The sequence below is a fragment of the Streptomyces sp. NBC_01381 genome (assembly GCF_026340305.1).
GTDB lineage: Bacteria > Actinomycetota > Actinomycetes > Streptomycetales > Streptomycetaceae > Streptomyces.
Genome location: NZ_JAPEPI010000004.1, coordinates 260,915 through 275,339 on the forward strand (window position 1 = coordinate 260,915; position 14,425 = coordinate 275,339).

Consider the following 14,425-nt stretch of genomic DNA (forward strand, 5'->3'; position numbering starts at 1 on the left):
TATTCGGCCGTCAGTGCGCGATCGAGTCGATGAGCTCGCGCGCGCCCTGGCGCAGCAGCGTCACCGCCACGGACGTGCCGAGCGTCGCCGGGTCGAGCCGTCCTGCCCACTCGTGGGCGTTCAGGACCGTCTTGCCGTCAGGGGTGAACACGCTGGCGCGCAGCGACAGGTCGCCGCTCGGCTCGCAGCGGGCGTACCCGGCGATGGGGGAGTTGCAGTGCCCCTGCAGGACGTGCAGGAACATCCGCTCGGCGGTCGCCTCCCGCCATGCGTCGGGGTCACCGAGGCCGGACACGACGTCGATCGTCTCCGTGTCCTCCTCGCGGCACTGGAGCGCCAGGATCCCGGCGCCGATCGGCGGGCACATCGTCTCCACCGAGAGGACCTCGGTCGCCACGTCCATCCGGTCGATGCGTTCGAGGCCGGACACGGCGAGCAGTAGCGCGTCCGCGTCGCCCGCGGCCAGCTTCTCCATCCGGCGCCCCGCGTTCCCGCGCATCGGTACGCACTCCAACTCCGGGTGGGAAGCCGCGAGTTGGGCGATGCGCCGGACGGAGGACGTGCCGATGCGGGTTCCCGCGGGCAGCTCGTCCAGGGTCAGCCCACCGGGGTGGATGAGCGCGTCACGGATGTCGTCCCGTTTGAGGAAAGCGGCGAACGTGGTGCCCGCGGGCAGCGGCCGGTCCGCGGGCACGTCCTTGACGCAGTGCACCGCGAGGTCCGCCTCACCGGCGAGCAGCGCCGCGTCGACCTCCTTGGTGAACGCGCCCTTGCCGCCGAGCTTCGCGAGGTCCCCCATCCAGCGGTCACCGGACGTCGTGACCGGCACGACTTCGGTACGGATCCCCGGGTGCAGCACGGCCAGTTCGGCGCGGACGCGCTCCACCTGGGCGAGCGCCATGGGCGAGGAACGGGAGACGATGCGGATCAGCTCAGGAGCGGACATGTGTATAACGATAGGCCCTGCCCAACAGCCGCCGGGACAAGGGCTGGTCACCTCGATGCCGGTTCGAGCGCGGCTCCGGCGGTGCCCGAGCCGCCGCCGGCTCGGCATGCGCCGGGCCCGTGGGCCTCATAGCGTGGAAGCAGCCTGCGCCCGGCGTCAGGCCGTCGTGCCGTCCGCGGCGTCAGCCACCTGGGAGGTCCCATGTCCGCCCCCGCCGGTCACCAGCGGTCCCCGATCGTCCTGGAACCGATGGCGCCCACCCATCTGGTCGACGTCCTCGCCCTCGGCCGGGAGTTGTACGACACCACGGTGAAGCCGTACACGTCCTGGTCGCTCTCGGCCATCGCCGGGCACATGGACGCCGACGCCTCGGCCTGCTGGGTGGCGCTCGACGGTGAGCGTCTCGCCGGGTTCGTCCTCGGCTCCATGGGCTTCGAGCAGCGGGCGGACTGGGGGAACCTGGAGTGGATCGCCAGCGCGCCGGACTATCAGGGGCAGGGCGTCGCCAGCCATCTCGTACAGGCCTGCTGCGCGACGCTGACCGCCGCCGGTGCCACCGCCGTCGTGACCGATGTCGCCGCGCGCAACACCGCCTCCGCCGCGCTCATGCGGCGCAACGGCTTCAAGGAGAGCGTGACGGTCACTCTTTTCGTACGTGAGGTCGAATCCCCGCTCTGAGAGTCTCCGTTCTGAGGGCCTCCGCCCTGAGGGACCTCACCCCGCGCAGTCCTTCCCAGGCTCCAACGGCGGTGCGCCGACCCCGAGATGGGACTTGCACCGCGGTGTGTTGCCCGGATCCTCGTGCCAGGCAGCGGGGCTAGGGCGGATGAAGACCGCCGCTGCCGCCGCCGCGAGGACGAAGAGTCCCGCGCAGCCCACGGCCGCCTTGCCGAACGCGGTGTCGAGCGCGGCCGGATCCGCGTACGCCGTGCCGGACAGGCCGACCGCGAGGGGCAGGGCGGCCACGACGAGCATCTGCGCGACCCGCGCCGCGGTGTTGTTGACCCCGCTGGCAAGGCCCGCGCGGCTCGCGTCCACCGAGGCGAGGACGGTCGCGGTGAGCGGGGCGACGAAGATGCTCATCCCCAGGCCGAGGACGACGACCGCGGGCAGGACGGAGGTGACGTACGAGGCACCCGGCTCGATCCTCAGCATCAGGAGCGCCCCGGCGGCCGCGATGAGCGGGCCCGCGACCAGCGGCAGCGTGGGGCCGACCCGCCGCGAGAGATCACCGGCGGCCGCCGAGAGCAGCAGCATCAGGACGGTGATGGGCAGTGTCGCCGTGCCCGCCTCCAGGGCGTCGTAGCCCAGCGTCGTCTGCAACTGCACCGGCAGCATGAACAGGAGCCCGCCGATGGCCGCGTACAGACAGAGCGTCATGATGTTCGCCGCGCTGAACAGGCGGGAGCGGAAGAGCGAGAGCGGCAGCATGGGGTCCTTGCAGCGGTGCTCGACCAGGACGAAGACGACGCCCGCCACCAGGCCGAGCAGGCCCGGAAGCAGGGCCGCCGCCGAGGAGTCTCCCGACGCCCCGATCAGCGAGAAGCTGATGCCCGCGAGGAACAGCGCGGCCAGGCACGCCCCCGTAACGTCGAACGGCTTGTCCGCGGCGCCCTCGTCGCGGCTCTCGGGGACATGGCGTGCCGCGACGAGCACGAGCGCGGCGAGCGGCACATTGATCAGGAAGATCCAGCGCCAGCCGGGACCGTCGATCAGCCAGCCGCCAAGGAACGGTCCGATGGCCCCCGCGACGCCGCCGAGCCCCGACCACGCGCCCACCGCGCGTGCCTGGTCCTGCGGGCGGAACGACGTACGCACCAGGGCCAGCGAGCCCGGCGTGAGCAGTGCTCCGCCGATGCCCTGGAGCGCGCGGGCGGCGATGAGCATCCCCGCGTTCGGCGCGAGCCCGCAGAGCGCGGATGCGAGGGCGAACCACACGATGCCGATGACCAGGGTGCGCCGCCGGCCGATGCGGTCGCCGAGCGCTCCACCCAGGAGCAGCAGCGACGAGAGGGTGAGCATGTAGGCGTTGACGACCCACTGCAGCGAGGCGATCGAGGTGTCGAGGTCGCGGCCGAGGGTGGGCAGGGCGACATTGACCACCGTGCCGTCGAGCATCGCCATGCCCGATGCGAGTACGGCGCAGGCGAGCACCCAGCGGCCCCGTGGCGACGCCAGTGCGACACCGCCGTCGGCACTGTCCGTCGCCGAAGCCTCCGATGTGGACGCCATCGCCTCGCCCTCTCCTACATGTGCACCGCGTTCCTACATGTGCACCGCGCCGCCGCTCGCTTCGGAATGGACGGGAGCACCGCGGCGGTAGAGCACGACCGTAACGACGAGGCCGACGGCGAAGAAGAGAGCCGACCACCAGTACGCGGTCGAGTAGCTCTCCATCGCCGCTTGGGCCTCCACCTGAGGCGTCGGGTCCTTGCCCACGAGGTAGTTGGCCGCGGCGCTGGTGGCGAGCGAGTTGAGCAGGGCCGTGCCGATCGAACCGCCCACCTGCTGGCTGGTGTTGACCATCGCCGACGCGACACCCGCGTCGTGCGCCGCGACACCGGCGGTCGCCATGCTCATCGCAGGGGCGAAGACCAGGCCGAGGCCGAGACCGGCGACGAGCAGCGGCGGAAGGACGTGCGCGCCGTATCCGCTGCTCACGTCGAGGGCGGTGAACCAGGCCATCGAGGCCGCCGCGAGACCCATGCCGAGCGGCACGATCGGTTTCGCGCCGAACCGTGGCACGAGCGAGTTGGTCGTGACGACCGAGACCACCACCATCACGGCGACCATCGGCAGGAACGCGAGACCGGTCTTGACGGGGGTGTAGCCGAGGATCTGCTGGAGGTAGTACGTCAGGAACAGGAACACGCCGAACATGCCGGCGCCCGAGATGAACATGGCGAGGAACGACGCCCCGCGGTCCCGGTCGAGCACCACCCGCAGCGGAAGCAGCGGATGCTCGGCCCGCGTCTGCCACCAGGCGAAGGCGGCCACGAGGACGGCGCCGACGACCAGGAACCCCCAGGTGTCGACGTCGCTCCAGGCGTGCGTCTCGGCGTTCGAGAAGCCGTAGACGATGCAGAAGAGGCCCGCGGAGACCAGCAGTGTGCCGGGGACGTCGAGTTTCGGCCGGTCGGCGGGCCTGCCGCCGTGCAGCAGCCGGGCGCCGCCCAGCATCGCGACCGCCGCGAAGATCAGGTTCACGTAGAGGCACCAGCGCCAGTCCAGATACTCGGTCAGCACGCCGCCGAGCAGCAGGCCGACCGCGCCGCCCGCGCCCGCGATGGCGCCGTAGATGCCGAACGCCTTCGCCCGCTCCTTGGGGTCCGTGAACGTCGTGGTGAGCAGGGACAGTGCGGCGGGTGCGAGCAGCGCGCCGAACACGCCCTGGAGGGCGCGGGCCACGACCAGCATGGTGAAGCTCGTCGCCGCGCCGCCGAGGGCCGAGGCCAGTGCGAATCCGGCGAGTCCGGCGAGGAAGACGGCCTTGCGGCCCACCAGGTCGGCTATGCGACCGCCGAGGAGCAGCAGGCTGCCGAAGGCGAGTGCGTACGCGGTGACGATCCACTGGCGGTTGCCGTCGCTGAACCCGAGGTCCTGCTGCGCCGATGGCAGGGCGATGTTCACGATCGTCGCGTCGAGGACCACCATGAGCTGGGCTATCCCGACGACCCCGAGGATCAGCCAGCGGTGCTCGTGCCGTCCGCCGCTGATGTGGGGCGTGGAGTCGGGTGGGGATCCTGCCGACTGTGTGGTCTCGAAGGGTTCCGGCATGGGCGAGCGGTCCATCGGTTGCCTCCAGACGCCCCCGTCGCGCAAGACACCCCCGTCACACGGTAGGCGTGCTGGTGCGGGCCCGCGACCTGGGCGTACGGGTGCGGCGGCGGGGTCGGCCCCGCCGCCGCTCGCGCTCTGTCGTTCAGCTCTCCGGCTCGCTGATGTTGACCATCCAGGGGATACCGAAACGGTCCGTACACATGCCGAAGACGTCGCCCCACATCTGCTTCTCCATCGGCACGGCCACGGTGCCGCCGGCGGAGAGCTTGTCCCAGTAGCCGCGCAGTTCGGTTTCGTCGTCGCCGCTGAGGCTCACCGAGAAGTTGGTGCCCGGGTTGTGCTGCATGCCGGGCGGGGTGTCGGCGGCCATCAGGGTGAAGCCGTTGGGCGCCTCCAGCATGGCGTGCATGATCTGCTCGGCGTGCGGGGTGCCCTGCTGGCCGGATTCGCCGAAGGTGTTGAGCGAGAGGTCGCCGCCGAAGACCTCCTTGTAGAACTCCATCGCCTGGCGTGCATCGCCGTCGAAGCTGATGTACGGGTTGAGGCGCGAACCCATGAAAACCTCCCGGATCGGGGTAAACGGTCAGTTGCGCGGAGAGTAGCGCGGCGCACTGGCAACGGCCCGCCGGAGCGACCGGGCAAGGATCCGGCAGGGGTCGGGCACGGATCCGGGAGCACCGGGCACGGATTGTCGCGTTCGGTCATTCAATCTTCATCAAATCTGGGCCGTCATCCGAGCGGGCCTCTTGTGTGCGGACTGTATGCGAAATACGTTCTGCGGTATTCCTTGATCGTCCGCGATCAGCCCGGAACCACCCTGGCGGAGGTACCCACCCGTGCGCCGAAAAGCGGTTGTCCTTACGGCAGTTGCCCTGGTGATGTCCCTGACGGCGGGCTGCGGCTCCTTGCAGTCCTCGGCCACCGAGGTCGGCGGTGAGCGCATGACCGACGACCGTCCCGTGCGCGACGGCGGCACCCTCACCGTCGCCCTCAACGCCGACCCGGACAAGCTCGATCCGACCCTCGCGCAGACCCTCGTGGGCCGCACCGTCTTCGCCGGAATGTGCGAGAAGCTCTACGACATCGACGAGCACGGGACCGTGATCCCGCAGCTGGCCAGGGGCCTGCCCAAGACGTCGAAGGACGGCCGCACCGTCACCTTCGCCCTGCGCAAGGGCCTGAAGTTCAGTGACGGCACGCGCCTCGACGCGGCCGCCGCCGTCACCTCGCTGCTGCGCCACCGCGACCTCGCCGGCTCGGCGCGCGCCACCGAACTCGCCCCGCTCGCACGGGTGGAGGCGACCGGGACGTACACGGTGAAGCTCACGCTCAAGCAGGCCTACGTCCCGCTCACCGCCGTCCTCGCGGACCGCTCCGGCATGGTGATGTCGCCCACCGCGCTCAAGAAGTACGGCAAGAACTTCACCAACCACCCTTCCTGCGTAGGCCCGTTCAAGTACGTGGAACGCGTCGGCGGCGACCGCATCGTGCTCGCCAAGGACCCGAACTACTACGCGGCCGACCGGGTCCACCTCGACAAGGTGATCTACAAGCCGATACCCGACGGCAACGTCCGCCTGGCCAATCTGCGGTCCGGCGACATCCAGGTCGGCGACCAGATGACGCCCGTCGACGTGCGCAGCGCGCTGACCGAGCCCGGTCTCCAGCTCTTCAACTCGCCCTCGCTCGGCTACCAGGGCATCGGCCTCAACGTGGGAAACGTCAAGGGGCTCGGGGAGAAGCCGGGCCGCATCGACACACCCCTCGCGCGCGAGCCGAAGGTCCGTGAGGCCTTCGAGCTGGCCATCGACCGCGAACTGATCAACAAGGTCGTCTTCCAGGGCATGTACGAACCCGCCTGCGGCCCCGTCTCGCCCGAGTCGGCCATCGCACCCGGCGTCAAGGCGTCCGCCTGCCCCAAGCGGGACGTCGCCAAGGCCAGGCGGCTGCTCGACGAGGCCGGGGTGAAGACCCCGGTCCGCATCGAGTTGAAGGTGTCCACGACGCCCGAGCACAGCCGCCTCGGACAGGTCTTGCAGGCCATGACCAAGGAAGCGGGCTTCGCCGTCACGCTGCGTCCGACCGAGTACGCCACGATGCTGGAAGAGACCGACTCCGGGGACTACGACGCCTTCACCAGCGGCTGGTCGGGGCGGCTCGACCCGGACGGCAACATCGCCAGTTTCCTGCAGACGCGCGGCGCGATGAACGCCTACGGGCTCTCCGACCCGGCCATCGACCGACTGGTCGAACGTGGCCGCTCCGAGGCCGACCCGGACGAACGCGCGCGAATATACGAGGAGTTGACCGAGCTCGCCACTGAGCGGCGCGGACTCGTCTACCTCTACCGACAGAAGAACTACGTCGTCACCCGCAAGGACGTCGCGGGCGTCCGCGTCTACGGAGACGGCCTGGTCCGCGTCACGGCTGCGGGGTACACCCGATGAGCCTGATCCCGCTGCGCCTGGCTGCCGCCCGCCCGAGGCCGGTGCGCCTGAGCCCCATGACGTCCTATCTGCTCACCCGGATCCGGCAGTCCCTCATCACCCTCGTCCTGGTCAGCATGGTCGTCTTCGCCGGCATCCGCGCGCTGCCCGGCGACCCGGCGCTCGCTCTCGCCGGTGAGGAGCGCAGCCCCAAGGCGCTCGCCGCGATCCGGGAGAGCTACGGCCTCGACGACAACATCGTCGTCCAGTACGGGCGGTTCATCGGCCACGCCGTCACCGGCGACCTCGGGACCTCATCGCGCACCGGCCTGCCCGTCGCCGACGCGATCACCGCGGCGCTGCCCATCACCCTCGAACTGGCCGCGCTTTCCCTGCTGTTGGCTGTCACGCTCGGCATCGGGGCGGGCATCGTCGCCGCCGTGCGGCGCGGCAAGCCGGAGGAGTGGCTGGCCAACGCCCTTGCCCTGTTGGGCCTTTCCGTCCCCACCTTCTGGCTCGGCATCGTCCTCGTCCTCGGATTCGCCATCGCCCTGCCGGTCTTCTCGGCCTCCGGATACGTCCCGTTCACCACCGACCCGCTCGACAATCTGCGCCGCATGGTGCTCCCCTCGATCGTCCTCGGCTCGGGTCTCGCGGCCGTCGTGATGCGCCAGACGCGGGCGGCGATGCTCGATTCGCTCTCCGCCGACTACGTACGCACCGCACGCGCCAAGGGCCTCTCCCGGCGCGAGGTCATCGGCGGGCACGCACTGCGGAACTCCCTGGTCACGGTCGTGACCGTGCTCGGCCTCCAGCTCGGCCACCTCATCTCGGGCGCCGTCGTCACCGAGCAGATCTTCGTCCTGCCCGGCTTCGGCAAGCTCACCATCGACGCCGTCTTCACCCGCGACTACGCGACCCTGCAAGGCGTGGTGCTCTGCACATCCGCCGCGTACATCCTCATCAACCTGCTGGTCGACGTGGCGTATTCGGTCATCGACCCGCGCATCCGGCTCGGAGGTGCCAGGTGACGACAGCGGTGCTCACCACGCTCGGGCGGATACGTTCCGCGAGCGCGCGCAGCGGCAAACTGCGCGCCCTGCGCAAGAACCGGCTCGCCATGACCGGCGGCATCATCGCCGCGGTCTTCGTCCTCGCGGCGCTCTTCGCGCCGCTCATCGCGCCGTACGATCCCGCGCGCCCCGACTTCGCCAACGCCCTTGCCGCGCCCGGCTGGTCGCACTGGCTCGGCACCGACGACCTCGGCCGCGACCAGCTCTCCCGCGTCGTGTACGGGGCACGGGCGTCCATGCAGGTGGGTGTGTTGGCGGTGGCCCTCGCGTTCGTCGTCGGCGTACCGCTGGGGCTGCTCGCCGGCTACTACGGCAAGTTCACCGACAGCGTCGTCTCGCGGCTCACCGACACGATGCTGGCCTTCCCCTTCCTGGTGCTCGCAGTCGGACTCGCCGCGGTGCTCGGCCCCTCGCTCACCAACGCGACCATCGCGATCGGCATCTCGCAGATCCCGGCCGTCATCCGCATCACCCGCGCCGAGACGCTGCGGCTGCGGCACGTCGACTATGTGGCGGCAGCCGTCGCCAACGGAGGCGGCGACGCCACCGTGCTCTTCCGGCACATCCTGCCCAACGCCACCTCAGCGCTGACCGTCCAGGCGACCGTCGGCATCCCCGCCGCGATCATCGGCGAGGCGCTGCTCAGCTTTCTGGGCCTCGGTGTGCAGCCACCGGACGCGTCGCTCGGCGTGATGCTCTCCGGCGCCCAGTCCTTCCTCGCGCCCGCGCCGTGGATGGCGGTCTTCCCCGGACTCGCCGTCGTCGCGGCCACGTTGGCGTTCAATCTGCTCGGCGACGGCCTGCGGGACGTCCTCGACCCCCGAGGAGCCACCCGATGACCAACCCGGTACTGAGCGTGCGCGATCTGTCGGTCTCTTTCCGCTCCGACACCCGCACCGTGCACGCCGTCGACCATCTCTCGTACGACGTCGCACCGGGCGAAGTGCTCGCGGTCGTCGGCGAGTCGGGGTGCGGCAAGTCCGTCACCGCGATGGCCGTGATGGGCCTCCTGCCGCCCACCGCGCACATCGACGGGTCGATCAGACTCGGCGGCACCGAGATCGCCGGAGCGAGCGAGAAGGAGCTCGGGCGGGTCCGCGGCAAGGACATCGCGATGATCTTCCAGGAGCCGATGACCTCACTGAACCCGGTCCTGACCATCGGCCGGCAGATCGGCGAGGTGCTCCGGCGCCACCAGGGCCTGTCGAAGAAGGAGGCACGCCCGCGCGTCGTCGAACTCCTCGACCTGGTGGGCATCCCGGCTCCCGCCCAGCGCGTCGACGAGTACCCGCATCAGCTCAGCGGCGGGATGCGGCAACGCGTCATGATCGCCATCGCGGTCGCCTGCGACCCGTCCGTACTGATCGCCGACGAGCCGACCACCGCGCTCGACGTCACCGTCCAGGCGGGCATCCTTGAAGTCCTGCAGTCCCTGCGGGAACGGCTCGGCACCGCGATCGTGCTGATCACCCACGACCTGGGCGTGGTGGCCGACACCGCCGACCGGGTCCTGGTCATGTACGCGGGCCGCCCCGTCGAACAGGCCCCGGTGGACGAGCTGTTCGCCGAGCCGCGCCACCCGTACACCCGCGGTCTGCTGGGCGCGGTCCTCCGCCCCGGCGGCGAGGGCAAGCGCCGGCTGCCCGAGATCCCCGGCCTGGTGCCGAGCCTCGACGCACAGCCCGACGCCTGCACCTTCGCCCCGCGCTGTGCGCACGCCGACGACCAGTGCACGGCGGGCCGGCCCGCCTTCAAGGCGGTCTCCCTGCACGCCGGGGCCGATGCCGCGCACCGGGCGGCCTGCTGGCACCCGCAGGACGCCCCCGCGCTCACGCCCACCACCCAGGAGGCCGGCCAGTGATCCCCACCCAGACGCGCGACAGCGACGCGGCGCCGGTGCTCGAACTGCGCGACCTGGAACGGCACTTCACGGGACACGGCGGCATCGTGCGCGCCGCCGACGGCGTGACGCTCACCGTCGGCAAGGGCGAAGTCCTGGGACTCGTAGGGGAGTCGGGGAGCGGCAAGTCGACGGTGGGCCGGTGCGCCGTACGCCTCGACGAGCCCTCCGGCGGAACGGTCCGCATCAACGGGACCGACGTGACCCGCCTCTCGCGGCGCGCCCTGCGGCCCCTGCGCAAAGACTTCCACCTCGTCTTCCAGGACCCCTCCTCCTCGCTCGACCCCCGCATGACCGTCGGGCAGATCATCGCCGAACCCCTGCGCCTGCACGGCATCGCCAAGGGCGACGCGGCACGCGCGCGCGTCGCCGAACTCCTCGGTCAGGTCGGCCTGCGCCCCGAGCACGCCGACCGGCATCCGCACGAACTCTCCGGCGGGCAGCGGCAACGTATCTCCATCGCCCGCGCGCTCTCCGTCGACCCCGATCTCCTGGTGGCCGACGAACCCACCTCCGCCCTCGACGTCTCCGTCCAGGCCTCCGTCCTCAACCTCCTGGCCGACCTGCAGCGGGACCGCGGCTTCGGGTGTCTGTTCATCACCCACGACCTGGCCGCCGTGGAGTTCCTCGCCGACCGCATCGCGGTCATGTACCTCGGCCAGATCGTCGAACAGGCGCCGACCGCCGAGCTGTTCGCCGACCCCAAGCACCCCTACACGCAGGCGCTCCTTTCCGCCGCGCCCGTGCCCGACCCGGCCCTCCAGCGCACCCGCGAGCGCATCGTCCTCAGCGGCGAACTGCCGAGCCCGCTCGCGCCGCCGCCGGGCTGCCGTTTCCACACGCGCTGCCCGCTGGCCGTCGACCGCTGCCGCGTCGAGGTCCCCGAACTGCGCGAACTCCCGGGAGACGGCCGCCGCCAGGTTTCCTGCCACCTCGTCGCCGACGACGGCACGGCTCCGGACGCGGCCGCCGCCCAGACCCTCCGTACGATCCCCGGTACCCGCACCGCACGCTAGGAGCAGCCCCCTTGTTCACCACCCGGCCGACCCTCCAAGGCACCTTCGGCATGGTGTCCTCCACCCACTGGCTCGCCTCCCAGTCCGCGATGGCCGTCCTGGAGGACGGCGGCAACGCCTACGACGCCGCGGTCGCCGCGGGCTTCGTCCTGCACGTCGTCGAGCCGCACCTCAACGGCCCGGCGGGCGAGGTGCCGATCATCCTGGCGCCCGCCGGGGGAGAGGTGCGGGTCCTGTGCGGGCAGGGCGTCGCGCCCGCCGGAGCGACCGTCGAGCACTACCGCTCGCTCGGCCTGGACCTCGTACCGGGCACGGGACCCCTTGCTGCCGCCGTGCCGGGCGCCTTCGACGCGTGGATGGTGCTCCTGCGCGACCACGGCACCAAGTCCCTCGCCGATGTCCTCAAGTACGCCATCGGGTACGCCGATGACGGGCACGCGCCCGTGGAGCGCGTCGGCGAGACCGTCGAGACGGTGCGCGAGCTCTTCGAGACCGAGTGGCCGTCGTCGGCCGAGGTCTACCTGCCAGGCGGCCACGCCCCGCGCCCCGGCGAACTCCTGCGCAACCCCGCGCTCGCCGCGACCTGGCGCCGCCTGATCGAGGAGGCGGGCGACGGCACGCGCACCGAGCAGATCGAGGCCGCGCGGAAGATCTGGAGCGAAGGGTTCATCGGCCAGGCGCTGATCCGCCAGGCGGCCCGCCCCACGATGGACACCAGCGGATCCCGGCACACCGGAACGCTGACGGCCGCCGACCTCGCCGGTTGGGAAGCGACGTACGAGGCCCCGGCGACGTACGACTGGAACGGCTGGACCCTGTGCAAGGCGGCCGGCTGGAGCCAGGGCCCGGCCTTCCTCCAGCAGCTGGCCCTGCTCCCCGCCGAGCGCGCGGACCTGCCCGCCTACGGCTCGGCCGACTACGTCCATCTGCTCATCGAGGGCTGCAAGCTCGCCATGGCCGACCGCGAGGCCTGGTACGGCGACGCGTTCGGCCCCGACACGGCGCCCGTCGCCGACCTGCTGTCCCCCGCGTACAACGAGGAGCGGCGGAAGCTCATCGGCGAGAAGGCCTCGTACGAACTGCGCCCCGGAAGCCCCGGCGGCCGTACCGCGAAGATCTCGGCCCACGCGCGCTCCGTGGCTGAGGGAGGGGAAGGCTTCGACGCCCTTGGCCTTTCCGGAGCGGGCGCCGGTGAGCCGACCGTCGCCTCGCCCCTGCAGGGCGAACCGGACGTCTCGGCGGACGGCGCCACCCGCGGCGACACCTGCCACCTGGACATCGTCGACCGCTGGGGCAACATGGTCGCGGCCACGCCGAGCGGCGGCTGGCTGCAGTCCAACCCGGTCGTCCCCGAACTGGGCTTCCCGCTCGGCACCCGCCTCCAGATGGCGTGGCTGGAGGAGGGCCTGCCCAACTCCCTCACGCCGGGCCGCCGTCCGCGCACCACCCTCACCCCGTCCCTCGCACTCAAGGACGGCATACCGGTCATGGCCTTCGGTACGCCGGGCGGCGACCAGCAGGACCAGTGGCAGGTGCACTTCTTCCTGGCGGTGGCGCTGCGCGACTCCGTACGCGGCGGCCTCGACCTCCAGGGCGCCATCGACGCCCCGAACTGGCACAACGACAGCTTCCCCGGCTCCTTCTACCCGCGCGGCATGCGCCCGGGAAGCGTCACGGTCGAGTCCCGCATGGACGAGGCGGTCATCGAGGAGCTGCGCCGGCGCGGCCACGACGTGACGGTCGGCGAGCCCTGGTCGGAGGGCCGGCTGTGCGCGGTGGCACGTGACCCGCGGACCGGGGTGCTCTCGGCGGCGGCCAACCCGCGGGGGATGCAGGGGTACGCCGTGGGGCGGTAGAGAACCCGGAGAGCGCCCCGAAGGGGCGCGGGGAACTGTGCGAGGACGGACCACGACCCGCGGTCGGCAACGGCGCGAACCCGGCAGAAGCCGATCCGAGGATCCCTGTGGCTCGGCCGGGTACGGGGCGTAGCGCGCCGCGTACCCGGCCGAAGGCGGGCGTCAGGACCTGCCGCTCGTACCCTGCCCGTCGAGCGACTCCTCGGTCGCCCGCTCGGGCTCTCGGGGCGACGGCAGGGCCACCGCGGCGGCGGCCTCCCGGCGGCGCGAGACGACACCACCCACCCGCGCGGCCACCGGCTGCACGAAGCGCGCGGTGAGCGGGCCGACGATCACGAGGATCAGGACGTACGCCGTGGCCAGCGGGCCGAGCGACGGCTCGATGCCCGCGGTGACGGCGAGCCCCGCGATGACGATGGAGAACTCGCCACGCGCCACAAGCGCACCGCCCGCCCGCCACCGTCCCTTCACGGAGATCTTGGCGCGGCGGGCGGCCCAGTACCCCGTGGCGATCTTCGTGCAGGCCGTCACGACCGCGAGGGCGAGCGCGGGAAGCAGCACCGGGGGAATGCTCGCAGGATCGGTGTGCAGACCGAAGAAGACGAAGAACACGGCGGCGAACAGGTCCCGCAGCGGCGCCAGGAGACTGTGCGCCCCCTCGGCGACCTCGCCGGACAGCGCGATGCCGACAAGGAAGGCGCCCACGGCGGCCGAGACCTGGAGCTGCTGGGCGATCCCGGCGACCAGGATGGTCAGTCCGAGGACGACGAGGAGCAGCTTCTCGGGGTCGTCGCTCGACACGAAGCGCGAGATCACACGCCCGTAGCGCACGGCGAGGAACAGCACCAGACCCGCGGCGCCGAGCGCGATGGCGAGGGTGAGACTGCCCGCGGCCCAGCCGACACCGGCCAACAGGGCGGTGATGATGGGCAGATACACGGCCATGGCCAGGTCTTCGAGGACCAGGATGCTGAGGATGACGGGGGTCTCGCGGTTGCCGAGCCGGCCCAGGTCGCCGAGCACCTTGGCGATGACCCCGGACGACGAGATCCAGGTGACGCCCGCGAGGACGACGGCGGCGACCGGACCCCAGCCCATCAGGAGCGCGGCGATCGCGCCCGGCACGGCATTGAGCCCCATGTCGACGAGACCGGCCGGGTACTGGGTCTTGAGATTGCTGACCAGATCGCTCGCGGTGTACTCGAGCCCCAGCATCAGCAACAGCAGGATGACGCCGATCTCGGCGCCGATCGCGACGAACTCCTCGCTGGCGCCGAGCGGAAGCAGCCCGCCCTCACCGAACGCGAGCCCCGCGAGCAGATAGAGGGGGATGGGGGAGAAGCGGAACCGCCCGGCGAACCTGCCGAGCAGGCCGAGCGCGAGGATGATCGCGCCGAACTCGATCAGGAAGACAGCCGAATGCATCGA

Annotated in this window: 12 protein-coding genes; 7 read left to right on the forward strand and 5 right to left on the reverse strand. The window is 71.4% G+C overall.

Going from position 1 to position 14,425, the window contains the following annotated elements; genetic code table 11:
* Positions 1-10 precede the first annotated feature (10 nt).
* Positions 11-946 carry a hydroxymethylbilane synthase gene (hemC, locus tag OG453_RS42430; protein WP_266874134.1) on the reverse strand — a complete coding sequence of 312 codons (936 nt, stop codon included), beginning with the start codon at positions 944-946 and terminating at the stop codon, positions 11-13.
* A gap of 201 nt (positions 947-1,147) precedes the next feature.
* Between hemC and OG453_RS42435 the strand changes: the two genes are divergently transcribed.
* Positions 1,148-1,624: a GNAT family N-acetyltransferase gene (locus OG453_RS42435; RefSeq protein WP_266874135.1), complete on the forward strand. Its 477-nt coding sequence runs from the start codon at positions 1,148-1,150 to the stop codon at positions 1,622-1,624.
* 36 nt (positions 1,625-1,660) lie between these two features.
* Here OG453_RS42435 and OG453_RS42440 read toward each other — a convergent pair whose 3' ends face one another.
* From OG453_RS42440 to OG453_RS42450, 3 genes are all read right to left on the reverse strand, one after another.
* Entirely contained in the window at positions 1,661-3,178 is a 1,518-nt protein-coding gene (locus tag OG453_RS42440) for an MFS transporter (RefSeq protein WP_266874136.1), read from the reverse strand.
* Positions 3,179-3,211: 33 nt separating this feature from the next.
* Positions 3,212-4,738, reverse strand: a complete 1,527-nt coding sequence (locus tag OG453_RS42445) for an MFS transporter (protein ID WP_266874137.1) — start codon at positions 4,736-4,738, stop codon at positions 3,212-3,214.
* 130 nt (positions 4,739-4,868) lie between these two features.
* Positions 4,869-5,282 carry a VOC family protein gene (locus OG453_RS42450; protein WP_266874138.1) on the reverse strand — a complete coding sequence of 138 codons (414 nt, stop codon included), beginning with the start codon at positions 5,280-5,282 and terminating at the stop codon, positions 4,869-4,871.
* A 280-nt stretch (positions 5,283-5,562) separates the two neighbouring features.
* On the opposite strand from OG453_RS42450, the gene OG453_RS42455 reads away from it, so the two are divergent.
* From OG453_RS42455 to OG453_RS42480, 6 genes are read left to right on the forward strand one after another with little or no spacing between them, the layout of a single operon-like run.
* Positions 5,563-7,173, forward strand: coding sequence for an ABC transporter substrate-binding protein (locus OG453_RS42455; protein ID WP_266874139.1), 1,611 nt, complete (start codon positions 5,563-5,565; stop codon positions 7,171-7,173).
* A 56-nt stretch (positions 7,174-7,229) separates the two neighbouring features.
* Complete coding sequence (locus tag OG453_RS42460; RefSeq protein ID WP_323178752.1) at positions 7,230-8,183, forward strand: ABC transporter permease; 954 nt, start codon at positions 7,230-7,232, stop codon at positions 8,181-8,183.
* A complete protein-coding gene (locus tag OG453_RS42465; protein ID WP_266874141.1) occupies positions 8,180-9,064 on the forward strand; it encodes an ABC transporter permease in 885 nt (294 codons plus the stop codon). The genes OG453_RS42460 and OG453_RS42465 overlap by 4 nt, the downstream gene beginning before the upstream one ends.
* On the forward strand, positions 9,061-10,086 hold the full coding sequence (locus tag OG453_RS42470) for an ABC transporter ATP-binding protein (protein ID WP_266874142.1): 1,026 nt from the start codon (positions 9,061-9,063) through the stop codon (positions 10,084-10,086). Before OG453_RS42465 ends, OG453_RS42470 begins: the two co-directional genes overlap by 4 nt.
* Positions 10,083-11,141: an ABC transporter ATP-binding protein gene (locus OG453_RS42475; RefSeq protein ID WP_266874143.1), complete on the forward strand. Its 1,059-nt coding sequence runs from the start codon at positions 10,083-10,085 to the stop codon at positions 11,139-11,141. Before OG453_RS42470 ends, OG453_RS42475 begins: the two co-directional genes overlap by 4 nt.
* An 11-nt stretch (positions 11,142-11,152) precedes the next feature.
* Entirely contained in the window at positions 11,153-12,997 is a 1,845-nt protein-coding gene (locus tag OG453_RS42480; protein ID WP_266874144.1) for a gamma-glutamyltransferase family protein, read from the forward strand.
* 162 nt (positions 12,998-13,159) lie between these two features.
* Here OG453_RS42480 and OG453_RS42485 read toward each other — a convergent pair whose 3' ends face one another.
* Positions 13,160-14,422, reverse strand: a complete 1,263-nt coding sequence (locus OG453_RS42485) for a cation:proton antiporter (RefSeq protein WP_266874145.1) — start codon at positions 14,420-14,422, stop codon at positions 13,160-13,162.
* Positions 14,423-14,425 lie beyond the last annotated feature (3 nt).

What these genes read in the sequence shown, in the direction of transcription:
- hemC (WP_266874134.1), bottom strand. Translation starts at nt 946, where the DNA reads ATGTCCGCTCCTGAGCTGATCCGCATCGTCTCCCGTTCCTCGCCCATG.
- OG453_RS42435 (WP_266874135.1), top strand. Translation starts at nt 1,148, where the DNA reads ATGTCCGCCCCCGCCGGTCACCAGCGGTCCCCGATCGTCCTGGAACCG.
- OG453_RS42440 (WP_266874136.1), bottom strand. Translation starts at nt 3,178, where the DNA reads ATGGCGTCCACATCGGAGGCTTCGGCGACGGACAGTGCCGACGGCGGT.
- OG453_RS42445 (WP_266874137.1), bottom strand. Translation starts at nt 4,738, where the DNA reads ATGGACCGCTCGCCCATGCCGGAACCCTTCGAGACCACACAGTCGGCA.
- OG453_RS42450 (WP_266874138.1), bottom strand. Translation starts at nt 5,282, where the DNA reads ATGGGTTCGCGCCTCAACCCGTACATCAGCTTCGACGGCGATGCACGC.
- OG453_RS42460 (WP_323178752.1), top strand. Translation starts at nt 7,230, where the DNA reads ATGACGTCCTATCTGCTCACCCGGATCCGGCAGTCCCTCATCACCCTC.
- OG453_RS42470 (WP_266874142.1), top strand. Translation starts at nt 9,061, where the DNA reads ATGACCAACCCGGTACTGAGCGTGCGCGATCTGTCGGTCTCTTTCCGC.
- OG453_RS42485 (WP_266874145.1), bottom strand. Translation starts at nt 14,422, where the DNA reads ATGCATTCGGCTGTCTTCCTGATCGAGTTCGGCGCGATCATCCTCGCG.